General features: G+C 61.3%; 19 protein-coding genes. 6 read left to right on the forward strand and 13 right to left on the reverse strand.

What is annotated here, in order from left to right:
* Positions 1–124 precede the first annotated feature (124 nt).
* Positions 125–583 carry an HIT family protein gene (locus A7317_RS18345; protein ID WP_024076219.1) on the reverse strand — a complete coding sequence of 153 codons (459 nt, stop codon included), beginning with the start codon at positions 581–583 and terminating at the stop codon, positions 125–127.
* 112 nt (positions 584–695) lie between these two features.
* Here A7317_RS18345 and A7317_RS18350 point away from each other — a divergent pair, with 112 nt between their 5' ends.
* Positions 696–1,025, forward strand: coding sequence for a winged helix-turn-helix transcriptional regulator (locus tag A7317_RS18350; protein WP_024076220.1), 330 nt, complete (start codon positions 696–698; stop codon positions 1,023–1,025).
* On the opposite strand, the gene A7317_RS18355 is transcribed toward A7317_RS18350, so the two are convergent.
* A complete protein-coding gene (locus A7317_RS18355; RefSeq protein WP_024076221.1) occupies positions 1,022–1,804 on the reverse strand; it encodes an SDR family oxidoreductase in 783 nt (260 codons plus the stop codon). The genes A7317_RS18350 and A7317_RS18355 overlap by 4 nt on opposite strands.
* Before the next feature lie 180 nt (positions 1,805–1,984).
* Entirely contained in the window at positions 1,985–2,653 is a 669-nt protein-coding gene (gene lepB / locus A7317_RS18360; RefSeq protein WP_069076527.1) for a signal peptidase I, read from the reverse strand.
* A gap of 146 nt (positions 2,654–2,799) precedes the next feature.
* On the opposite strand from lepB, the gene A7317_RS18365 reads away from it, so the two are divergent.
* The gene (locus A7317_RS18365) at positions 2,800–3,363 is read left to right on the forward strand and encodes a dihydrofolate reductase family protein (protein WP_024076223.1); all 564 of its coding nucleotides are present in this window, start codon (positions 2,800–2,802) and stop codon (positions 3,361–3,363) included.
* Positions 3,364–3,534: 171 nt separating this feature from the next.
* Here A7317_RS18365 and cysS read toward each other — a convergent pair whose 3' ends face one another.
* Together cysS and A7317_RS18375 are read right to left on the reverse strand one after the other, a co-directional pair.
* The gene (cysS, locus tag A7317_RS18370) at positions 3,535–4,923 is read right to left on the reverse strand and encodes a cysteine--tRNA ligase (RefSeq protein ID WP_024076224.1); all 1,389 of its coding nucleotides are present in this window, start codon (positions 4,921–4,923) and stop codon (positions 3,535–3,537) included.
* Between the two features lie 20 nt (positions 4,924–4,943).
* The gene (locus A7317_RS18375; RefSeq protein WP_069076528.1) at positions 4,944–6,644 is read right to left on the reverse strand and encodes a glutamine--tRNA ligase/YqeY domain fusion protein; all 1,701 of its coding nucleotides are present in this window, start codon (positions 6,642–6,644) and stop codon (positions 4,944–4,946) included.
* Between the two features lie 249 nt (positions 6,645–6,893).
* On the opposite strand from A7317_RS18375, the gene A7317_RS18380 reads away from it, so the two are divergent.
* Together A7317_RS18380 and lpxH are read left to right on the forward strand one after the other, a co-directional pair.
* On the forward strand, positions 6,894–7,397 hold the full coding sequence (locus tag A7317_RS18380; RefSeq protein WP_024076226.1) for a peptidylprolyl isomerase: 504 nt from the start codon (positions 6,894–6,896) through the stop codon (positions 7,395–7,397).
* Positions 7,394–8,143, forward strand: coding sequence for a UDP-2,3-diacylglucosamine diphosphatase (lpxH, locus tag A7317_RS18385; RefSeq protein ID WP_024076227.1), 750 nt, complete (start codon positions 7,394–7,396; stop codon positions 8,141–8,143). Before A7317_RS18380 ends, lpxH begins: the two co-directional genes overlap by 4 nt.
* A gap of 155 nt (positions 8,144–8,298) precedes the next feature.
* Here the strand turns inward: lpxH and A7317_RS18390 are convergent, their stop codons facing one another.
* The 7 genes from A7317_RS18390 to A7317_RS18420 form a co-directional block, all read right to left on the reverse strand.
* Positions 8,299–9,828 carry a DHA2 family efflux MFS transporter permease subunit gene (locus A7317_RS18390; protein ID WP_024076228.1) on the reverse strand — a complete coding sequence of 510 codons (1,530 nt, stop codon included), beginning with the start codon at positions 9,826–9,828 and terminating at the stop codon, positions 8,299–8,301.
* Positions 9,828–11,030: an efflux RND transporter periplasmic adaptor subunit gene (locus A7317_RS18395; protein ID WP_024076229.1), complete on the reverse strand. Its 1,203-nt coding sequence runs from the start codon at positions 11,028–11,030 to the stop codon at positions 9,828–9,830. The genes A7317_RS18390 and A7317_RS18395 overlap by 1 nt, the downstream gene beginning before the upstream one ends.
* A gap of 15 nt (positions 11,031–11,045) precedes the next feature.
* Positions 11,046–12,497 carry an efflux transporter outer membrane subunit gene (locus A7317_RS18400; RefSeq protein WP_069076529.1) on the reverse strand — a complete coding sequence of 484 codons (1,452 nt, stop codon included), beginning with the start codon at positions 12,495–12,497 and terminating at the stop codon, positions 11,046–11,048.
* On the reverse strand, positions 12,494–12,967 hold the full coding sequence (locus A7317_RS18405; RefSeq protein WP_024076231.1) for a MarR family winged helix-turn-helix transcriptional regulator: 474 nt from the start codon (positions 12,965–12,967) through the stop codon (positions 12,494–12,496). Before A7317_RS18405 ends, A7317_RS18400 begins: the two co-directional genes overlap by 4 nt.
* 493 nt (positions 12,968–13,460) lie before the next feature.
* The gene (locus A7317_RS18410; RefSeq protein WP_069076530.1) at positions 13,461–17,144 is read right to left on the reverse strand and encodes a translocation/assembly module TamB domain-containing protein; all 3,684 of its coding nucleotides are present in this window, start codon (positions 17,142–17,144) and stop codon (positions 13,461–13,463) included.
* Positions 17,144–18,871 carry an autotransporter assembly complex protein TamA gene (locus A7317_RS18415; protein ID WP_024076233.1) on the reverse strand — a complete coding sequence of 576 codons (1,728 nt, stop codon included), beginning with the start codon at positions 18,869–18,871 and terminating at the stop codon, positions 17,144–17,146. The genes A7317_RS18410 and A7317_RS18415 overlap by 1 nt, the downstream gene beginning before the upstream one ends.
* 64 nt (positions 18,872–18,935) lie before the next feature.
* A complete protein-coding gene (locus tag A7317_RS18420; RefSeq protein ID WP_069076531.1) occupies positions 18,936–19,586 on the reverse strand; it encodes a GNAT family N-acetyltransferase in 651 nt (216 codons plus the stop codon).
* Between the two features lie 168 nt (positions 19,587–19,754).
* Between A7317_RS18420 and xthA the strand changes: the two genes are divergently transcribed.
* Positions 19,755–20,567: an exodeoxyribonuclease III gene (gene xthA / locus A7317_RS18425; RefSeq protein ID WP_024076235.1), complete on the forward strand. Its 813-nt coding sequence runs from the start codon at positions 19,755–19,757 to the stop codon at positions 20,565–20,567.
* 211 nt (positions 20,568–20,778) lie between these two features.
* Positions 20,779–22,113, forward strand: coding sequence for a substrate-binding domain-containing protein (locus A7317_RS18430; protein ID WP_024076236.1), 1,335 nt, complete (start codon positions 20,779–20,781; stop codon positions 22,111–22,113).
* A 123-nt stretch (positions 22,114–22,236) separates the two neighbouring features.
* Here A7317_RS18430 and A7317_RS18435 read toward each other — a convergent pair whose 3' ends face one another.
* A complete protein-coding gene (locus A7317_RS18435) occupies positions 22,237–23,466 on the reverse strand; it encodes an acyl-CoA dehydrogenase (RefSeq protein ID WP_024076237.1) in 1,230 nt (409 codons plus the stop codon).
* Between the last annotated feature and the right edge of the window lies 1 nt (position 23,467).

Raw genomic sequence — 23,467 nt, forward strand, 5'->3', positions numbered from 1 at the left:
CCTATAGAAAACACGGTCAAAACTGTGGGAGGGGGCTTGCCCCCGATGGCGGTGGATCAGTCAGCTCACCTGTAGCTGACCCACTGCTATCGGGGGCAAGCCCCCTCCCACATTTGGATTGGCGCTAGGCAAAAGACCTGATGTGCGCCGCCAATTCCGCCAACCCCTTATCATCGGCCCGCACATGATCGTGGGAAGAGATATAGCCCTCATATGCCTCAAAAAACTTATCCACCTTAGAGCTCAACGGCTTGAACGTGCTGTCCTGCCCAGTCCCATGCATGGGAAACAGCTTCGCATGCAGATGATCCACCCCATACCCTTCCAGCATCATCCCCGTACGGGCCACATCGGGAAACGCACGGTCGATCTGAAGCGCGGTTTTCTTCGCTGCAACGGCAAGCCCGGCCAACACCTCATCCGACTGCGCAAACGCATAGCTGCCGTAGTGCTGCTTTGGGATTACCACGCTGAAACCCGGTGTATTGGGAAAGATCGAAAGAAACGCCATATGCTGGTCGTCTTCCCACAGAATGTGCGCTGGGGAGGTCTTTTGAACAATGCTGCAGAAGATACAATCCAATTGAATCACCGCTGGTTTCATCGTGGGTTTGGTCGTGTCGACCATCTAAAGCCAGGCTGCGGCGGACGTCAAAACAAATGGCAACTTTCCGAAATGTCCTAGGACGTATGCGATGAGTAAAACCTACACCCCTGCCACCGCCGCCGCCGACGTCGAAACCACGCTCGCCTGGCTTGGCGGGCGCTGGAAGCTGATCATTCTGTTCCACCTGTTCGGCGGCCAGGTGCAGCGTTATTCCGACCTTGAGCGACTGATCCCGGATATCTCGCAAAAGATGCTCGCCCAGCAATTGCGCCAGCTCGAAGCCGATGGCCTGGTACAGCGCACGGTCTACCCAGTGGTGCCGCCCAAGGTGGAATACCGTATGACCGAGTGGGGGCAGAGCCTGTGCCCGGTACTGGATGGCCTGCTCAAATGGCAAGCCGCCAAACCGACGAATTAGACCGTAGGGACGGTGCCGCCGTCGATCACGTACTCGGTGCCGCTGATCGACGCGGCGCGGGGCGAGACCAGGAAGGCGATCAAGTCAGCCACCTCCTGAGGCTTGGCCGGCCGTCCAAGCGGAATACCGCCGAGCGCCTGCATGATGATCTGCTTGCCCCCCTCGTAATCCGTTCCCGCCTGCTCCGCCAGGCGCTCCGCCAGTGCTACCGCCGCGTCCGTCTCCACCCAGCCCGGCGAAACCCGCACCACCCGAATACCCTTGGGCGTGACTTCTTTCGACAGGCTCTTGCTGTAGGTCGCCAATGCTGCCTTTGCAGCGGCATACGCCGTGGTCGAATCCGGCAACGGCAACTCCCGCTGGATCGACGTGACATGAATAATCACCCCGGCGCCGCGCGCGAGCATCCCAGGCAGGAGCGCCCGATCCACCCGCACTGCCGCCATCAGGTTCTGGCCCAGGGCATTCGCCCACTGCTCATCATCGAGCACCGCAAAACCACCGCCGGGCGCGCTTGAGCCGCCGAGCACATTGACGATGATATCGACGCCGCCAAGCCGAGCCTTCACCGCCTCAGTAGCACTCGCACAACCGGCGGCAGTGCCTAGGTCGGCAGCGATGAAATGCACGCCTTCGGGCGTCGAATCCGCCGCCGAACGCGCGACCGAAATCACCTGGGCGCCTTGTTCACGCAACACCGCCACCACGGCGGCGCCGATACCTTTGGTGCCACCGGTGACCAGCGCACGAAGGCCTTTTAGTCCGAGATCAAAGCTCATGGAACCTACTCCTGGATAAACGAAGACCGCAGGATAGGAACCGGGCGGATAGCCCACAAGAACGCACGAAAAGGTAATGGGCTAACCCAAAAGTTAGTGTCTGGATTCAGGGGTCCTCGTAACACACCCAACTGTAGGAGTCGGCTTGCCAGCTCCTATAAGGGTAATGGGGGCTTGTCCTTACAGAATCGGCGCGCCAAATCTGTTCAGGCGTGGCATCCAGTGATCCAGGATCTGCGCCGATGCCAGCACATGATGTGCCCGCCCGATCAACAGCCGACGCGGCACAAAACCGATGTACCGGGAGTCATCGCTGTTATCGCGATTGTCCCCCAGCATGAAATAGCTGTCGGCCGGCACCACCACCGGCCCGAAATTGCGCAGTGCCCGCACCGTCGGCATGAACTGCACCGTGCGCTGACGGTTGGCCGCCCGTTCGGTCAGCTTGATTCCTGGCACCGTATGGCCGGGAACGATGGGTTCACTGATGTCCTGTGCGTCACTGTAGGTGGACGGCACGCCGTTAACCCACAACACCTCATCCTTCATTTCCAGGGTGTCACCGGGAATACCGACGATGCGCTTGATCAGGCGCATGCCATCCTTGGGCGACGAGAACGTCACCACATCGCCGCGCTGGGGGTTATCGAGTTTGGCCAGGGAGATGTCCGTGAGCGGCAGCTTGAGGTCGTAGGCCACGCGATTGACCAACACCACATCGCCCTCCAGCAATGTCGGGCGCATGGAGCCAGAGGGAATGGGATTCCAGTCGGCCAGGGATGTACGGAAAACGCCGAAGCACAACCAGAAAATAATTGCGTAACGGTAACGGATCAACCAACTTCGCATACATCCTCGCACGGCAGAAAGGGGGCGTAAGGGCTATCTTTATCGCCGCTCGGTTGTTACACGCAAAGATTAAATTAACATTAGCGCCAGGCTAAAAGCCCCCGTTGACTGTCGTTGCGTCCAGCGCATAAAGAGGAGTGTCCACCATGGAGATCAAATGTTCTGTCTTTATCGCCGCCAGCATCGACGGCTTTATTGCCCGTCCAGACGGTGATATCGAATGGTTGCTCCGGCCGGAATATGAAACCGCTGAGTTGAAAGGCATGACCTATGAACGCTTTATCGCCACGGTCGATGCGCTGGTGATGGGCCGAAAAACCCTGGAGAAAGTAGTGTCCTTCCCCAAGTGGCTCTATGAGGGTACACCGGTCATTGCGCTCTCTCACCAGCCGCTGCAAATCCCTGCACATCTGGAGGGCAAGGTCGAGGTCATGGCGGGAGATGCAACCACACTCGTGGCGGCGTTAGCTGAGCGCGGCATGAAGCATCTCTATATCGACGGTGGCCAAACGATCCAGGCGTTTCTTGAAGCGGGCCTGATCAATGAGCTGATCATTACCCGTATCCCGGTTTTACTCGGGCAAGGGATCCCGCTATTCAGTCAGGTTGGCAGTGAGCATGAGCTCCACCACGTCGGAACGTACGTGTCGGACAATGGTTTTGTGCAGAGTCGATATCAAGTGGCAGCAGGCTCTCGCACCGCGCAATAGGGGGCAAGCCCCCTCCCACATTTGATCGCGGGTGGCAGGTGGAGAGCCGCCCGGCTGTGGATCGCATGGATACCGCCGATCCCACACTGGATCGGGTGAGCCGCTCACTAAAACGGTGCGCAAAAAAACGCCCCGAACCAGTCGGGGCGTTTTTTATTCAGGGTTTGCTGATCAAGCCTGGTCGGCCAACCGCCACGTCGTCCCGCCTTTGCCGTCTTCCAACACCACGCCCATCGCGGTCAGTTGGTCACGGATACGGTCGGATTCCGCCCAGTCCTTGTTGGCACGAGCCGCCAGACGCGCCTGGATCAGCGCATCGACCTCAGCCGCATCCACACGCCCTTCGGCGCCGGCTTGCAGGAAGTCGTCGGCTTCCATCTGCAACACGCCCAGGACGCTGGCCAGTTCTTTCAAGCGCGCCGCCAGGCCCGCCGCTGCGTCGAGATCACTCTCGCGCAGGCGGTTGATCTCGCGCACCATTTCGAACAGCACGGCGCAGGCTTCGGGGGTGCCGAAGTCGTCGTTCATCACTTCGGTAAACCGCGCCACGAATGCTTCGCCGCCAGCCGGTGCAACGGCGGGCAAGCCTTTCAACGCGTGGTAGAAGCGCTCCAGGGCGCCTTTGGCGTCCTTGAGGTTGTCTTCCGAGTAGTTGATGGCGCTGCGGTAGTGGCTGGATACCAGCAGGTAACGCACCACCTCCGGGTGGTACTTTTCCAGTACGTCGCGGATGGTGAAGAAGTTGTTCAAGGACTTGGACATCTTCTCGCCATTGATGCGGATCATGCCGCAGTGCATCCAGGCGTTGGCGTAGGTCTTGCCGGTGGCGGCTTCGCTTTGGGCGATTTCGTTCTCGTGGTGCGGGAACTCCAGGTCGCTGCCGCCGCCATGGATGTCGAAGGTCTCGCCCAGGCAGCAGGTGGACATCACCGAGCATTCGATGTGCCAGCCCGGACGCCCGGCGCCCCATGGTGACTCCCAGCTCGGCTCGCCGGGCTTGGTGCCTTTCCACAGCACGAAGTCCAACGGATCCTGCTTGGCTTCGTCGACTTCGATACGCGCGCCGATGCGCAGGTCTTCGATTTTCTTGCGCGACAGCTTGCCGTAGCCCATGAACTTGGCGACGCGGTAGTACACGTCGCCATTGCCTGGGGCGTAGGCGTAGCCCTTGTCGATCAGGGTCTGGATCATCGCGTGCATGCCAGGGATGTGGTCCGTGGCACGCGGCTCCATGTCCGGCTTGAGGATGTTGAGGCGCGCCTCATCCTCGTGCATGGCGGCGATCATGCGCTCGGTCAGCGCGTCGAACGACTCGCCGTTTTCGTTGGCGCGGTTGATGATCTTGTCGTCGATGTCGGTGATGTTGCGCACATAGGTCAAGTCATAGCCGCTGAAACGCAACCAGCGGGTCACCAGGTCGAAAGCAACCATGCTGCGACCGTGGCCGATGTGGCAATAGTCGTACACGGTCATGCCGCACACGTACATGCGCACCTTGTTGCCATCCAGCGGCTTGAAGACTTCTTTGGTCTTGCTGAGTGTGTTGTAGATCGTTAGCACGACAGTTCCTTAAAACAGAATCACTGGCCCCACGAATCACGCAAGGTCACGGTACGGTTGAATACCGGCTGACCTGGTTTCGAGTCCTTGATATCCGCGCAGAAGTAGCCTTCGCGCTCGAACTGGAAACGGTCTTCCGGCTGTGCGTCGCCCAAGGATGGCTCGGCACGACAACCGGTGAGCACTTGCAGGGAGTCAGGGTTGATGTTGTCGAGGAAGCTGGCGCTGTCTTCGGCCTTTTCAGGATTCGGCGAACGGAACAGGCGATCGTACAGACGCACTTCACACTCGATGCTGGCAGCGGCCGGCACCCAGTGGATCACGCCCTTGACCTTGCGGCCTTCAGGGTTCTTGCCCAGGGTTTCCGGGTCGTAGGAGCAACGCAGCTCGACGATGTTGCCATTGGCGTCCTTGATGGCTTCGTCGGCGCGGATCACGTAGCTGCCGCGCAGGCGCACTTCGCCGTTCGGCTCCAGGCGCTTGTAGCCTTTTGGCGGCTCTTCCATGAAGTCATCGCGGTCGATGTAGATTTCACGCGCGAACGGCAGCTTGCGCACGCCCAGTGCTTCGTTCTGCGGATGACGCGGCAGCTCGAGGTTGTCGACCTTGTCTTCCGGGTAGTTGGTGATCACGACTTTCAACGGGCGCAGCACGCACATGGCACGCGGCGCGTTCGCGTCGAGGTCCTGGCGGATGCTGAACTCGAGCATGCCGTAGTCGACCACGCCGTCGGAGCGGTTGGTGCCGACCATCTCACAGAAATTACGGATCGACGCCGGAGTGTAGCCGCGACGGCGGAAGCCCGACAGCGTCGACATGCGCGGGTCATCCCAGCCATGCACGTGCTTTTCATCCACCAGTTGCTTGAGCTTGCGCTTGCTGGTGATGGTGTAGTTCAGGTTCAGGCGGCTGAATTCGTACTGGCGCGGGTGCGCCGGTACCGGCAGGTGCTCCAGGAACCATTCGTACAGCGGGCGATGGCTCTCGAACTCCAGGGTGCAGATGGAGTGGGTGATGCCTTCGATGGCGTCCGACTGACCGTGGGTGAAATCGTAGTTGGGGTAGATGCACCACTTGTCACCGGTCTGGTGGTGGTGGGCATGGCGGATGCGGTACATGATCGGGTCGCGCAGGTTCATGTTCGGCGAAGCCATGTCGATCTTGGCGCGCAGCACGCGGGCACCGTCCGGGAACTCACCGGCACGCATGCGGGCGAACCAGTCGAGGTTCTCTTCTACCGAACGGTCGCGGAACGGGCTGTTCCTGCCTGGCTCGGTCAGGGTGCCACGGTATTCCTTGGCCTGCTCCGGGGTCAGGTCGTCGACGTAGGCCTTGCCGGCCTTGATCAGCTCGACGGCCCAGTCGAACAACTGGTCGAAGTACTGGGAGGCGTAGCGCACTTCACCGGACCACTCGAAGCCCAGCCACTTGATGTCGCTCTCGATGGCGTCGATGTATTCCTGGTCTTCCTTGGCCGGGTTGGTGTCGTCGAAACGCAGGTGCGTGACGCCACCGAACTCCTGGGCCAGGCCGAAGTTCACACAGATCGACTTGGCGTGACCGATGTGCAGGTAGCCGTTGGGCTCTGGCGGGAAGCGGGTGACGATCTGCGTGTGCTTGCCCGAATCCAGGTCCGCCTGGATGATCGGGCGCAGGAAATTGACCGGGACGGCAGGTCCGGCCTTGGAATTCGAGGTAGGGTCGACAGTGGGCTTGCTCATAGGATCCTTGAACAGACAGGTTCGTGGCCGGGTGGGGCCAGATAAAACAAAGGCGATATCATAGCCGATGCTGTCAACCACCTGACAGAGCACGGCCAAAAACTGCTGGTTTAATTGCCCGGGCGGTAAAAAACCACCTCGAAATTCCTGCAGGGCACGTTAAACTGCTCGTCTTGGCCGTCGTTTAGCCAAACCGGTCGTGGCGCCGAGGCGCCCGAACCCACGAATTCCCTGAAAAGAGTAGTACACATGACTCAAGTCAAACTGACCACCAACCACGGTGACATCGTCATCGAGCTGAACGCCGAGAAAGCGCCGATCACCGTCGCCAACTTCATCGAATACGTGAAAGCCGGCCACTACGAAAATACCGTTTTCCACCGTGTCATCGGCAACTTCATGGTCCAGGGCGGCGGTTTCGAGCCAGGCATGAAAGAAAAGAAAGACAAGCGTCCAAGCATCCAGAACGAAGCGGACAACGGCCTTTCCAACGACAAGTACACCGTTGCCATGGCCCGTACCATGGAGCCGCATTCGGCCTCCGCGCAGTTCTTCATCAACGTGGCCGACAACACCTTCCTGAACCACAGCGGCAAGAACGTTCAAGGCTGGGGCTACGCGGTGTTCGGTAAAGTCACCGAAGGCACTGACGTTGTCGACAAGATCAAAGCAGTTTCCACCACCAGCAAGGCCGGCCACCAGGACGTGCCAGCAGAAGACGTGATCATCGAGAAAGCCGAGATCATTGAGTGATATTGCTGATTTCAGATTTGCATCTGGAAGAGGAACGCCCGGACATTACCCGGGCGTTTCTGGATCTGCTCCACGGCCGCGCCCGTGGCGCCCAGGCGTTGTACATTCTGGGGGACTTCTTTGAAGCCTGGATTGGCGACGATGGGATGACCCCCTTCCAGCGTTCGATCTGCGCAGCTCTGCGCGAGCTGAGCGACAGCGGTACCCCGATTTTTATCATGCATGGCAACCGCGATTTCCTGATCGGCAAGGCGTTCTGCAAAACCACAGGCGCTACCTTGCTCAAGGACCCGAGTGTCGTGCAGCTCCATGGCGAGCCCGTGCTGCTGATGCACGGCGACAGTCTCTGCACCCGCGACCTCGGCTATATGAAGCTGCGGCGCATCCTGCGTAACCCGCTGGTGCTGTTTATCCTGCGTCACCTGCCACTGCGCGCCCGCCACGCGCTGGCGCGCAAGCTGCGCAGCGAAAGCCGTGCGCAGACGCGGATGAAGGCCAACGATATTGTCGACGTCACCCCGGAAGAAGTGCCGCGGGTGATGCAGCAATTTGGCGTGCGCACCCTGGTCCACGGCCATACGCACCGTCCGGCGATCCACAAGTTGCAGATTGGCGACCAGGCGGCCAAGCGCATTGTGCTGGGGGATTGGGACAAGCAGGGCTGGGCGTTGCAGGTGGATGAGCAAGGGTTTCAGTTGGCGGCGTTTGATTTTGTGAACCCGCAACTGGCGTTGCCTGGCGCCTGATCCCCAAACACCACTGATCCAATGTGAACAAAGATCCAAATGTGGGAGGGGGCTTGCCCCCGATAGCAGTAGGCCAGTCAATATTGCTGTGACTGATCCACCGCCATCGGGGTGCAAGCCCCCTCCCACATTTAGATCCCTGTACGTTTTCGGAATCAGTGACCGGAAGCAGCCGGCCCCGCCTTCGCGGTAAACGGCGGCTTGGCCAGCCACACCAGCAGCATCAACCCCATGAACATCCATCCCAGCAGCGTGAAGTAATCCACGGTGGACATCATGTATGCCTGGCTGGTGAGGATCTGGTCCAATTGCGCATAAGCCTTCTGCCCTGCCCCGCCGAGTGCGTTCAACGCATCACGGGTCGCCGAGTCGTAGGTCGTCATGTTTTCGCTCATGTACGCGTGGTGCTGGTCCGCCCGGCGAATCCAGATCCACGTGGTCAGCGACGCCGCGAAGCTCCCCCCCAGGGTACGCAGGAAGGTCGCCAGGCCCGCACCATCGGCAATCTGCTGCGGTGGCAGGTCGGACATCAAGATGCTCAAGGTCGGCATGAAGAACAGTGCCACGCCGATGCCCATGAACAGCTGCACCAGGGCGATGTGGGTGAAGTCCACCTCATTGGTGAAGCCTGCCCGCATGAAGCAACTCAAGCCAATCGCCAGGAACGCCAGGCCGGCCAGCAGGCGCAGGTCGAACTTGTGCGCGTACTTGCCGACAAACGGCGACATCAGCACCGGCAGGATGCCGATCGGCGCCACCGCCAGGCCCGCCCACGTCGCGGTGTAGCCCATCTGGGTTTGCAACCACTGCGGCAGGATCAGGTTGATGCCGAAGAACCCCGCATAGCCCAGGATCAACACAATGGTACCGATGCGGAAGTTCCGGTAGGCAAACAGCCGCAGGTTGACCACCGGGTGCTGGTCAGTCAGTTCCCAAATGATGAACACCGCCAGGGCAATCGCCGAGATCACCGCGCCGACGATGATGAAGTTGGATTCGAACCAGTCCAGGTCGTTGCCCTTGTCGAGGATGATCTGCAAGGCGCCGACACCGACGATCAAACTCAGCAATCCGACGTAATCCATCGGCTGGTAACTGGTGACCACCGGGCGTGCCTTCAATTGCGAACGCACCACCATCACCGCAAAGATGCCGATGGGCACGTTGATAAAGAAGATCCACGGCCAGCTGTAGCTATCGGTGATCCAGCCACCCAGGATGGGGCCGGCAATCGGCGCCACCACGGTGACCATCGCCAATAACGCCAAGGCCATGCCGCGCCTCGCGGGGGGGTAGACGGCGATCAACAGGGTCTGGGTCATCGGGTACAACGGCCCCGCCACCAGGCCTTGCAGCACCCGAAAGCCAATCAGCTCGGGCATCGAGGTGGAGATACCGCACAGAAACGAGGCCAGCACGAACAGGAGGGTGGCCCACAGGAACAGCTTCACCTCACCAAAGCGCCGGCTCAACCAGCCGGTCAGCGGCAAGGCGATGGCATTGCTCACCGCAAATGAGGTGATCACCCAGGTGCCCTGCTCCGAACTCACGCCGAGGTTGCCGGAAATCGTCGGCAACGCCACGTTGGCGATCGTGGTGTCGAGCACCTGCATAAAGGTCGCCAGCGACAGGCCAATGGTGGCCATCAACAGGCTCGGCGGTGAGAAGGAGGCGTTATTGCTCATCAGCGTTGCGCAGCCTTGGGAGCAGCGACGCTGTTGTCATGGATCAATTGGGTGATCATGGCGTCGGCCTCGGCCAATTGGCGTTCATACACATCCGTGGTGAACGAGGCCTTTTGCGGGGCCTGTTGCGCCAGCACCGGGCCGCTCTGGTCATGCAGGTCGACATTGACCACGGTGCTCAAGCCCACGCGCAGCGGGTGCTTGGCCAGTTCGTCGGCATTGACATGGATGCGCACCGGCACCCGTTGCACGATCTTGATCCAGTTACCGGTGGCGTTCTGTGCCGGCAGCAGGGCAAACGCGCTGCCGGTGCCCGCGCCGAGGCTGTCGACCGTACCGCTGAACTTCACGTCGCTGCCGTAGATATCCGCCTCGATGTCCACCGGCTGGCCGATACGCATGTTGCGCAACTGGGTTTCCTTGAAGTTGGCGTCGATCCACAGCTGGTTGAGCGGGATCACCGCCATCAACGCCGTGCCCGGCTGGACACGCTGGCCCAGTTGCACGGTGCGCTTGGCCACGTAGCCGGTGACAGGGGCGATCAAGGTGCTGCGCGCATTGGCCAGGTAGGCTTGGCGCAGTTGTGCGGCGGCGGCTTGCACGTCCGGGTGGGACGAGATCACGGTGTCATCCACCAGGGCGTTGCTGGTTTTGAGTTGTTGCTCAAGGTTGGTCAGGGCGTTCTTGGCCGCGGTCAGGCTGTCACGGGCGTGGGACAGCTCCTCCTGGGAGATCGCCCCGCCCTGGGCCAGGGTCTTGCGTCGGTTGTAGTTGTCCTGGGCGGTTTGCACATCGGCTTTCTGGGCGTTCACCTGGGCTTTCATGCCATCGACATTGCTGTACAAGCCACGCACCTGACGCACGGTGCGCGCCAGGTTGGCCTGGGCACTTTGCAGGCCGACCGCTGCGTCGTTCGGGTCGAAATTGACCAGCACCTGGCCTTCATGGACCAGGTCGCCATCGTCGGCGCCGATGCTGACCACGGTACCGGTGACCAGCGGGGTGATTTCCACCACGTTGCCATTCACGTAAGCGTCGTCGGTGCTCTCGTTGAAGCGACCGTAGAGCTCATACCAGCCCCACACACCGACGCTCCCGAGGATCACGATCAGCGCCAGGCCGATCAGCATCACTTTGCGTTTGCGGGGGTTGCTGTCGTCTTTGGGTTGTTGCGTTGCATTGCTGTTTTCGGCAGTGGCCATGACAAATACCTCAAATTATTCCGTGCGTGTAGCTGGGGTGGTCGACGCCACGTTTGCGGCGTTGTAGCCGCCACCCAGGGCTTGCATCAGTTGAATCGACAGATCGATTTGTGCGGCATTCAAGGTCGCCAGCTGACGCTGGGCCTGCAGCAATTGCTGCTCGATGCTCAGTACATCCAGGTAATTGCCGATGCCGGAGCTGTACCGTTGCAACCCGGTGTCGTAGGACTGCTGGGCAATGTCCGCGGCATGTTGCTGAGCCTGGATCTGCCGGCCGGTGTCGCGCAGTTGTGAAAGGGTATTGCCGATATCGCCGAGGGCTTGCACCAGGGTTTTGTTGTACTGGGCCACCGCCAGGTCGTAGTCGGCATCGCGGGCATCGAGGTCGGCGCGCAGGCGGCCACCGTCGAAGATCGGCAGCGAAATCGTCGGCGCAATGCTGAAGAAACGGCTGGCCGAACCAAACATCGCATCCCCCAGCAACGACTCAGCCCCGGCGCTCGCGCTCAGGTTGAGGTTGGGGTAGAAGCGCGTCTTGCTGGCGGCGACGTTCTTGCTCGCGGCCTCGACCCGCCAGCGTGCGGCGATCAGGTCCGGGCGCCGGCCGAGCAGTTCGGCAGGCAGCACCGAAGGCACCGCGACGGCACTGGGTTTCAGCACGTTGGGGCGTACCAGTTCGTTGCCACGGTCCGGGCCTTTGCCGAGCAACACCGCGAGGGCGATCTTGGCGCTCTGCAGTTGCTTTTCGGCATCGATCAGTTGTGATTGGGAGCTGGCTTCCAGGCTTTCGGTCTGCTGGTACTGGTACTGGCTGTCGATACCCGAATTCAGCCGACGCTTGCCCAGGTCGAGCATTTGCCGGGTGCGCTTGAGGTCGTCATTGGCCAGGTCACGCACGATATGGGCCTGGCCCAGGTCGCTGTAGGCTTTGGCCACGTTGGCCGCCAGGGTCAGGCGCGCGGCCTGCTGGTCGACTTCGGCGGCGCGGGCCTGGCCCAACGCGGCTTCCCAGGCGGCGCGTTGGCCACCCCATAAGTCGAAGTTGTAATTGAAGCTGGCACCGATGTTGCGCACGGTGGCGTAGGCATCGCCCTGACCCAGCGGGTCCTGATCCTTGGCCAGGCGTGAACGGCTGACGCCGGCGCTGGCGTCCAGGGTCGGCATACGTGCAGCGTTGGCCGCATACGCCGCTGCTTCGGCCTGGTGGGCACGCGCGCTGGCGACTTGCATATCCGGGCTGTTTTGCAGGGCTTCCTGGATCAGGCTGTCGAGTTGCGGGTCACCGAGGCTTTTCCACCAGTCGGCGCTGGGCCAGGCGGCGGCCGACAGGCTCACGCCACTGAGGGACTTGCCGGTTTGCAGGGTGTTGGCATCGAGGCGTTGACCCTGGGTGTCGAGGCCACTGAAGTTGGCGCAACCGGCCATGCTCATGGCCATCAGCACCAGGCAAAGGGCACGTGTGTTCATTCTTTACCTACCCGCTGAAGGGTGATGGGATCACCAGCAGCTATCAGAATTTTCTTGAGGATCTTTTCCAGGGTTTCCAGCTCGCCGGGCTCCAAGGCGCCAGCCAACTGGTTCAACGCGTCGGCGCCGATGTGCGGGAGCATGTCCGCCAAGCGCTGACCGTCGGCGGTGAGCACCAACTGCACCTGACGGCGGTCCAGTTCGGAACGCTTGCGGTCCAGCAGGCCCTTTTGCTCCAGGCGATCAAGCATGCGGGTCATCGAACCGCTGTCCAGGGACAGGTTGCGACACAGCTCCGCCGGGGTGTCGACACCGAACTGGGCCATGATGATCAACACCTTGAACTGCGCGGCGGTGATGCCGTGGGGTTCCATGTGGGCGTCGATGATGCGGTCCTTGAGGATGGCGGCACGACCCAGCAACAGGCCGAGGTGGCAGTTGTGGAAGTTGTCAGGGGTGAAGTGTTTCATCGAAAGCCACCTTATTACTGCCTAGGCAGTTAATGTATGACGAGATGTTACTGCTTAGGCAGCGAATGTCAAATTAAATAATTAGCTTGCTTAGTAATTGGCTGGCGGTCGGGGGGAAATGCGGTCAAACCTGTGGGTTGGGTGGTCCCACCCAATCTCCGATTTGGCGCTGTCACACAGCAAAGTGGAATCCCTGTGGAGAGCGGGCTAGTCTTAATGCCAGTCAGTTAAAGGCGAACACTGTAACTGTGGCGAGCGGGCTTACTGTGGCAAGCGGGCTTGTTGTGGCGAGCGGGCTTGCCCCGCGTTGGGGCGCGAAGCGGCCCCATTACAGGCGATGTGTTTTTTACTGACACACCGCGGAGCCTGGTTTTGGGGCTGCTGCGCAGCCCAACGCGGGGCAAGCCCGCTCACCACAACAAGCCCGCTCGCCACAACAAGTCCGCTTGCCCCCGCTGAGTCGCCGCCCCTACCTTTTTTGACCGAGCAGGACTCAGAAATCGCGCTTGTAGAAGATATCCAGGGAACTGGCGACGCCGCTGGCCACTTCCAGGTACACCTTCTTGCTCAACAGGTAGCGCAAGGCGATGGTGTTGGCCGGTTCGAACACCCCCACGCCATAGCGCAGGCTGAGTTTCTCGGTGATCTTGCCGCTGGCGACCACGGCAGTGTTGTTGCCGCTGCCCTGGGTGTCGAGGTCGAAATCCTGGATGCCAAGTTTATTGGCAATATCCGAGGTCACCCCGGCACTACCCATCAGGCCCAGGCCCAACGCTGCTTGCGCAAGCATATTGTTGTCTTCGCCGGTGGTGGTACGCGAACGTCCCAGCACCAGGTAGGACAGGGCGTCCTCCTGGGCCATTGCCGGCTCGGAGAAGATCTGCGTGGTCGGCTGTTCGGCACTGCCACTCAAGCGAATACCGGCGGTTACGGTCCTGGACGGCTCGGTGGTGACCCGTACCGCTTCAATATCGAGGAACGGTTGATCCAGGGGCCCGGCGAACAACAGGCGCGCGCGGCGCACCGTGAGCCGTTGCCCATAGGCGCGATAGCGACCATCGTTGAGCCACAGTTCGCCCCGGGTGTCGAGGTTGTCGCCGATATGCACATGCCCCTGAACCTTGGCGGTCAGGCCGAAGCCCGAGAAGTTGAGCTGCTCTTCACCCACCACGACATCGATGTCCATGGCCATCGCCATCGGCGGCTTGCCCTCCTCGGTCTGGCGGCCAACGATCACCGTGTCATCGGAGACCTTGACCGTCGAAGGCGGCAGTTCGCGCACGGTGATATCGCCACGAGGGATATGCACCTTGCCGGCAATCGCCAGCTTGTCGTTCTTCAAGCTGATCTTCAGGTCAGGCGCCACTTCCAACGCGGCGTAGGGCTCTACGGTGACCGGCAGTTGCGAGCCCTGCAGGCTGAGGTCCACCGCCAGCGCCTGACCCCAGTCGATCTGCCCCTTCAGGCTGCCCTGCCCGGCCTTGCCGCTGCGCCAGGCGCCGTTGAGTTGCACGCTTTCGCCGGCAATCAACGCCTGCACATTCAAGCCCTCGAGGCTGACGGGCAGCTCAGGCCCGGACACTTCACCACCCACCAGATTCACGTTGCCGTTGACCTGCGGCGCCAACAGTCCACCGGAGATCCGTCCGCTGCCGTTGAGCTTGCCGGTGAGTTTTTCCACCATCGGCACAAACGGGCGCGCCACCGCGAGGTCGAGGCCCGTGAGGCTGAAATTGCCGGTGATCGGTTTGTTTTTCGGCAACGGGTTGATCTGCGCCTGCAACAGCAACTCGCCGAGCTTGCCGCCCTGGAAGTTGAGCTGGGTGTCGATACGCTTGGGGTTGAGGGTGGTTTCCAGCTTCAAGGTGTCGTAGGGAAAATCCAGCCACTGGTCCTTATCCTTGACACGCAAGGTGCCGCCGCTGGCATCCACCGAGACCACGCCCTTGGGGCCACTGCCGGGCAGGTCAAGCTGAACGTCGGCGTTGAGCTTGCCTTGCCAGGCGAAATCTTTCGGCAAAAAGGCCGCCAGGCTGTCGATGGGGAATTGCTTGAGGTGGTAGCGCAGCTTCGGCTCGGGCATCAGGCGCTGGTCTTCACCGCACAGGCTGGCTGCACCGGACACCCAGCAGTGGGCCGCGAAGGTCAGTTTGCCGTCGGCCAGGCGTTCGATTTTCGCCGGGGCCTGCAGCTTCCAGTCCTGGCCACCGGCCTGCACCTCGCCGCTCGCGAGGCGCCCACGCCAGTTGCTGTTGTCGAGGTTGCCGTCGAGGGCCAGGGCCAGCTTGAGCAGCGGTCCCGCCAGGTCGAGTTGGACGCTCTGGCGCCGGATATCGCCTTGGGCGCTGGCGGTCAGGGTACCGACCTGGGTGTCGCCACTTTGAATGCCACTGCCCTTGAGGTCGATCTTTGCGCGCTGGGCGCTATCGAGGGTGGCGTCGAGGGTGAGGCTTTGCAGACGATTATCGACATAGGCCAATTGCTGGCCCTTGAGGTCGAGTTTGCCTTGTGGCGCCTTGAGGCTACCGGCCACATCGATTCGGCCATTAACCTGCCCACGTAGCTGCGGCCACAGCTGGGCCAGGCGACTCAGCCTGATATCGATCTGCCCGGCCAGGCGTTGTTGCAAGCTGCCGCTGCCGTTGATGCGGTTGTCGCCCAAGCGGATATCCAGGTTGGCCAAGGTCCATTGCTCGCCTGTGCCTTCGGCCTTGGCCGCCAGCACGGCGGGTTGGCCACGCAGGCGGCCCTTGAGGTCAAGGTCGGCGTTGAGCTTGAGTTGCTCGTTCTTGAATTCGCCTTTGCTGCGCAGCGGACCCGCCAGGGTGCCAGGCAATTCGCCGACCCAGTACGCCGGGTTCAGGGCCGAAAGGTCCAGTGCGGTGTCCCAGGCAATACCGTCGGCGAATTGCAGGTTCAGGTGGCCTTCGGCCTTGCCTTGGCCGGCGGTCAGTTTCAACTCGGGCAGGAACACTTGCTTGAGATCGCCGCTGAAGGGCGTGACCACATTGAACCGGCCCGCCGGGCCGTCGAGGTCGGCCTTGAGGTTGCCGAGGTAGTTGCCATCCTTATAGGAGACTTCACCGTTAAAGGTACGTAACGCGACCTGAGGTTCGTCGACCAGCGGGTACAAGCGATGCCAGGGGAAATCCAGCCAAGCGATTTTCGCGTCGGCGCTGAAACCTTGTTGCCAGTCCAGCTGCGCCGTGAGTTTCAGGCTTTGTTGCTCACCGGCGGTCAAATCCAGGCCGGCGATCTGCGCGCCCTTGGCATCGACCGTGCCTTGCAACAATAAATCCACCGGGCCTTTTTCCGCCGGCAGGATGGCTTTGCCCAGCAGTTGGTAACCACTGCTCAAGTCGCCCTTGGCGGTGAGGTCGAGTTGATTGAGTTGCAGGGTATCGGGCAAGTCCGCACTGGGTTTGAAGCCATCGGCGGTGATGTGCAACTGCGCTGGCAGGTTCTCCACCAGCGGTTGCAGTTCGCCACTGAGTTTGGCGGGCAGGTAGCCACTGCTGTCGGCATCGAGCTTGAGGGTCTTGAGCAGGTCGCCGTCGAGTCTGAGCGCAACCTTCCACGGCGCACCGCCTGGCGCATAAGGCAGGCTCAGGTTGCCGCTGGCAGTCAACGGCCAGTCGCCCGTGGGTTGCAGCAGGCCGGACAGGTCCAGCACCAGGTCGTCCCGTTGCAGGTGCACCGTATCGATCTGCATACCGGCGACGGTCCAATGCGCCGCCAGTTGCAGGCCCTTGAGTTGTTCGCTGCCGTTAAACAGCAGCCGGCCGACGCGAACGTCGCCCAACTGGATGGCGACGGGCAACGTCAGGTCCGGCAGCGTGATCGGGCCACTGCTCTGCTCGGTACTGGGCGGGAATTGCAGGCTGGCTTGATCCACCTCCAATCGATCGATGCACAAGGTCAGGCGCAGCAGGCAGGCAGGCGACCAATCAAACTTCGGTGCGTCGAGTTCGACACGGCTGCTGTCTTGCTGCCACAGCAGATGATCGGCGCTCCACTGGCCGCCCAGGCGCCCCTGGAAATTCTCCACGCTCAGCCCCGGCACGTGGCCCAAGGCCCAACGGCTGCCCGCCTGGGTCCCGAGCACCGTCCACAGCGCCAGCCCTATCAAGGCGAGAAAGGCAACGATGGCCAGCCCCGCTATTTTCAAACCTCGCATCACAACTCAGGCCCCATGGAAAAGTGCACACGAAACCCACCCGGTTCTTCCAAGGCATGGGCCAGGTCCAGGCGGATCGGTCCTACCGGCGAGACCCACCGTACGCCGACGCCGACGCCGGTTTTCAGGCTGGGGATTTCCAGGGTGTTGAAGGCGTTGCCCTGGTCGACGAAGGTCGCGATTCGCCATTTCTCGGCGATGGAATATTGGTACTCGGCGCTCAGGGCCACCATGTAGCGACCACCGATGCGGTCGCCCTGGTCGTTTTCCGGCGACAGGGTCTGGTACTCATAGCCGCGCACGCTCTGGTCGCCACCGGCGAAGAAGCGCAACGACGGCGGCACCGACTTGTAGCCATTGGTGGCGCTGCCACCGAACTGCGCCCGTGCCAGGAAGCGATGATTGTCCCACAGGGTGGTCAGGCCCTTGACCGTGGCCGTACCGTAAAGCAGGTTGGTATCGGAACCGAGCCCTTCCTTGGCGACCTTGGCATCGAACATCAGGCGGTAGCCATGGTGCGGGTCGATGCGGTTATCGCTGCGCAGGTAGGAATAGCTGATCCCCGGCATCACCAGGTTGCTCAGGCCCGAGTCATCGCCCAGGCGATATTCTTCGCGTTGCCATTTGAGGGAGATCACCCGGGTCCAGCCGCTGGGCAACTTGCTGTGCCATTCAGGGCCAAGGGTGAGCAGCTTGCTCAGGGTGTCGGTGTTGGCCAGTTCTTCATTCTGGTAGCCGCCGGCAAACCGCAGTTTGTCGGTGAGCGGCGGGTCGAGCGGAATGTCGTACCACAGCCCGACGTTCTGGCGCGGTGCCGACAGTTCGGCTTCCCAGCCGTAGCTGTGGCCCTGGGGGTTGACCCAGTGGCGGGTCCAGTTGGCTTTGCCCCGTGGACCGACGTCGGTGGAATACCCTAGGCCAAGGCCCATGGTGCGCGGCTTGCGGGTTTCCAGTCGCACGGCGACCGGGATCACATCATTGGCCGAAGCCGCCGGGGCGGCGTCCACGCGCACGCCTTCAAAAAAGCCACTGGATTGCAGGGCCTGGTTGAGTTCGGCGATCAGTTCGGAGTCGTAGGGCGTGCCATTTTTAAACGGCACCATGCGTTGCAGCAGCTCTTCATCAAACGGCGTGTCACCGGCAAAGCTGACCTTGCCCAAGGTGTAGCGTGGGCCGCTGTCATAGATCAGTTCGATATCGGCGACGCCCGCCTGGGGGTCCACCGAGAGTGTCTGGCGCGTGAAGCGCCCGCTGAAAAAGCCGTAGCGCGAGGCCTGGTTCTGGATCAGACGCTTGGCGTCTTCGTAGTGGCCGTGGTTGAGCACGGCGCCGGATTTTAGGTCGTCGCTGACGGGTACGCGGAACGCCTTGAGGTTCGCGGCCTCGCCGTCGACCCGAATGGTCACGTTGCGCAAATGCACCGGTTCGCCGGGGTCGATGGTGAGGATCAGGCGCGGAGTCTTGCCGCCCTTCACATCGCTTGCGATCCGTGGCTGATAGAACCCCAGCGCCTGGGCGGCTTTGCGCGCCTGTTCCTCGGCGCCACGGCTGAACCGTTGCAAGGCCTCTTCATCACGATCGCCCACCCCGCCGATATAACCTTCGATATTGGCCTTCAGCGCATCGTTCGTTGGCTTGATCCGTACGTCCAATTCGCTTTGCGCGAACGCGCCGCAGCTTGTGAACAGCAGAACCAAGCCGCTGGTAAATCTTCCTGGAAACTTCATAGGCGCGGATGCTACACGACCTCGGGAGCAACTTAGAACACAGATGATTCTGAAAAATTCTGCGTTAAGCCATTGAAGCCTGTAACGCCTGGGGATTGGGGTGAAAAAACACATGTTCCAGGACAGGTCCTACAGCAACCTCGCCGATTTCCTCATAGCCCTGACGCTGGTAGAAATCCAGATAGCGTGGATTCCCCGTGTCCACCACCACACCGGACGAATGCGGGTCCTCGGCACACCAGTTGTGCACCGCCGTCAGCAACTGTTCGCCGTAATGCTTGCCCTGGAACTGTGGGTGAATACCCAGCAGCGGCAACACATGCACCGATTCGGCGGGCAGGCATGCCAGCACCGCATGATGGTAATCAAGGTAGCGCCGCGTGCCACGCACACCCGTGCTCAGCCACATGCGCAGTTGCCAGGCCCAGCTTTCGGTGATCCCCAGGCGCCGTTGCGGCGGCGCGATCAAGGCGATGCCGATCAGCCGGTCATTGACGAACAGGCCAATGGCGGGAAGTTTCTGAAAGAAATGCTGCTTGACCAGTTCGCGCACGGTGGCGCGCACCCGCTGTTCATAGCCTGGGCGCTCGGCTTCGAAGATGTAGGCAAAGGTCGGCTCATGGCGATACGCCTGATACAGCAGGGAGCGGGCCTCGGGGGAATAGTCGCTGTTGAGCAAGCGAACTTCAGCAAGGGTGGTTAAAGAGTCAGGCATACGGTGAGTCTCCCTGGGCGCCATTCAAAAGATGGCGTTCTTATGAGTACGAACTTACGCGGCACCAGTCGTTCCCAGACATTAGCAGTGCATCTGTCCTACCGCCACGCTGGCCCCCGTCCGACTTGTCCGCTAGCATCGCCCTTTTGCCAGACTGGACTGCCGACCATGAAAATCGTCTCCTTCAATATCAACGGGCTGCGGGCTCGCCCCCATCAGCTGGCGGCGCTGATTGAAAAGCATCAACCCGACGTGATTGGCCTGCAGGAAACCAAGGTGCATGACGACCAGTTCCCCTTGGCCGAAGTACAGGCACTGGGCTATCACGTGTATTACCACGGCCAGAAAGGCCACTACGGCGTGGCCCTGCTGTCGCGCAAAGAAGCCTTGAGCGTGCACAAAGGCTTTGCCAGCGATGAAGAAGATGCCCAGCGCCGCTTTATCTGGGGCACCTTCGCCGATGAAAATGGCCATCCGGTGACCATCATGAACGGCTACTTCCCTCAGGGCGAAAGCCGCGACCACCCGACCAAGTTCCCGGCCAAGCAGCGCTTCTACGAAGACCTGCAACAGCTGCTGGAAAGCCAGTTCAGCAATGACCAGGCACTAGTGGTGATGGGCGACGTGAATATTTCCCCGGAAGACTGCGATATCGGCATCGGCGCCGACAACGCCAAGCGCTGGCTGAAAACCGGCAAGTGCAGCTTCCTGCCGGAAGAGCGCGAGTGGATGGCCCGCCTGAAGAACTGGGGCCTGGTGGACAGCTTCCGTCACCTCAACCCCGATGTGACCGACCGTTTCAGCTGGTTCGACTACCGCAGCCGTGGGTTCGAGGATGAGCCCAAGCGTGGGCTGCGGATTGACGTGATCATGGCCTCCAATGGCTTGCTGCCGCGCGTCAAGGATGCCGGTGTGGATTACGATCTGCGTGGCCTGGAGAAGCCGTCTGACCATGCGCCGATCTGGTTGGAACTGAGCTGATTCCCTGGCCGGACTCGGTCAAATGGGGGAGGTCCCGATGAATCTCCGATTTAGCGCGGTCGCACGACAAACTTGAACCCCTGTGGCGAGCGGGCTTGTCGAATCGTCGCACCGCCCCTCCCACCGTTTGATTGGCGGCATGCCAGTCATATTTATGCAACCTGACTGACTTAATCTCGCGGCACTCCCTTTGGCTTGAGAAGGTGCCGGCATGATGCTGCGCGTTCTGTTCCTGTTGTGTAGCGCGTTTTCCCTCTCGGCTGTTGCTGCCCCTCTACCCGTTCCCGACCAAGGCCCTGCCCTGCGCATCCAGGGCTCGAACACTATTGGCGCAGCGCTGGGGCCGGCACTGGTCAAGGGCTTGATGGAGCAGCAGGGGCTGCAAGGCGTACACAGCGAACCCGCCGAAGGCGCCAATGAACAACGGGTCGTCGGCAAGACGCGCCAGGGCAAGGTCGTGACCATAGAGGTCGCGGCCCATGGTTCCAGCACCGGGTTTGTCGCGCTGAAAAAATCCAGCGCCGACCTGGCAGCTTCATCCCGCCCGATCAAGGACAGTGAACTGGTGGAGCTCGAACCCCTGGGTGACCTGAAAAGCCCTGAGGCCGAGCAGGTCATCGCCATCGACGGCCTGGCGATCATCCTCAATCCGCGCAACCCGCTGGACACCCTGAACACCGAGCAACTGGCGCAGATCTTCAATGGCGAAATCAGTACCTGGGAGGCCCTGGGCGGTGTCGGCGGGACGATCAATCTGTACGCGCGCGATGACCAGTCCGGTACCTATGACACCTTCAAGGAACTGGTGCTGAGCCGGCGCGGCAAACCCCTGGCGGCGTCCGCCAAGCGTTTCGAGTCCAGCGAGCAACTGTCCGACGCGGTGAGCCGTGACCCCCATGGCATCGGCTTTATCGGCCTGCCCTATGTGCGTCAGGCCAAGGCGGTGGCGATTGTCGATGGTGACTCGCAACCCATGTTGCCCTTGAACAGCCTAATCGCCACGGAGGATTACCCTCTCTCCCGACGACTGTTCTTTTACCTGCCACCGTCCACACGTAATCCATGGGCCAAGGCGCTGGTGGACTTTACCCAGAGCAGCAAAGGCCAGGCGATTGTCGCGGCCAACGGATTTATCGCACAGCAGGTGCAGGCGATTGGGGTAGAGCCGCGCGCGTCGATGCCCGAGGACTATCAGGCGATCGCCCGCGACGCCCAGCGCCTGACGGTGAATTTTCGTTTCGAGGAAGGCAGCGCCAGCCTGGATAACAAGGCGCGTCAAGATCTGCAACGCGTGGTGGCCTATATCAAAAGCCACGACAAGCTCGACAAGCAGGTGACGCTGGTAGGGTTTGGCGATGCCAAGAGTGACCCGCAGCGCGCGGCGCTGCTGTCGAAATTGCGGGCGATGGCGGTGCGCCGTGAATTGGTCAAGAGCGGCGTGGTGCTGAGGGATATTCGCGGGTTCGGCGCGCAGATGCCGGTGGCGGCGAATACCGCGGATGAAGGGCGGATCAAGAATCGGCGGGTGGAGGTTTGGGTGTACTGAGGGCTGTGGGATCTTCAGGGCCTGATCCGACCTCATCGGGGGCAAGCCCCCTCCCACACTTTGAATGTATTCCCAAATCAAAATGTGGGAGGGGGCTTGCCCCCGATTGCAAGCGACGCGGTGTTACTGCCCGCTGCGCATCATCTCCCGTGGCACATACTTGCCGATCTCGAACTTGCCGATCGCCGCGCGGTGCACTTCGTCCGGGCCGTCGGCCAGGCGCAGGGTACGTTGCATGGCGTACATGTAGGCCAGCGGAAAGTCGTTGGAAACCCCGGCGCCACCATGAATCTGGATCGCGCGGTCGATCACTTTCAACGCCACATTCGGCGCCACGACCTTGATCTGGGCGATTTCGCTTTTCGCCACTTTGTTGCCCACGGTGTCCATCATGTACGCCGCTTTCAAGGTCAGCAGGCGCGCCATGTCAATTTCCATGCGCGAGTCGGCGATCTTGTCGATATTGCCGCCCAGGCGTGCCAATGGCTTGCCGAATGCGGTGCGGCTGACGGCGCGCTTGCACATCAATTCCAGTGCGCGCTCGGCCATGCCGATGGAGCGCATGCAGTGGTGGATGCGGCCCGGGCCAAGGCGACCCTGGGCGATTTCAAAGCCACGGCCTTCGCCGAGCAGCACGTTTTCATACGGCACGCGCACATTGTCGAACAGCACTTCGGCGTGGCCATGGGGCGCGTCGTCGTAACCGAACACCGGCAGCGGGCGCACAATTTTCACCCCCGGGGCGTCCACCGGCACCAGGATCATCGAGTGTTGCTGGTGACGCGGTGCATCAGGATTGCTCAGGCCCATGAAGATCAGGATCTTGCAGCGCGGGTCGCAGGCGCCGGAGGTCCACCACTTCTTGCCGTTGATCACCCACTCGTCGCCCTGGCGTTCGGCGCGGGCAGCCATGTTGGTGGCATCCGAGGAGGCCACATCGGGCTCGGTCATGGCGAAGGCCGAGCGGATTTCGCCGCGCAGCAGCGGTTGGAGCCAGCGTTGTTTCTGCTCTTCGTTGGCGTAGCGCACCAGCACTTCCATGTTGCCGGTGTCGGGGGCCGAGCAGTTGAACGGCTCCGGGCCCAGCAGCGAGCGGCCCATGATCTCGGCCAGTGGCGCGTATTCAAGGTTGGTCAGGCCGGCGCCCAGCTCGGATTCAGGCAGGAACAGGTTCCACAGGCCCTCGGCTTTGGCTTTCGCCTTCAGCTCTTCCATGATCGCGGTGGGCTGCCAGCGGTCGCCTTCGCTGACTTGGCGTTCGAACACCGGCTCGGCCGGGTAAACGTAAGCGTCCATGAACGCTGTAACGCGTTCACGCAGTTCCTGAACCTTGGGCGAATAGGCGAAATCCATG

This window comes from Pseudomonas fluorescens (genome assembly GCF_001708445.1).
GTDB lineage: Bacteria > Pseudomonadota > Gammaproteobacteria > Pseudomonadales > Pseudomonadaceae > Aquipseudomonas > Aquipseudomonas gorinensis.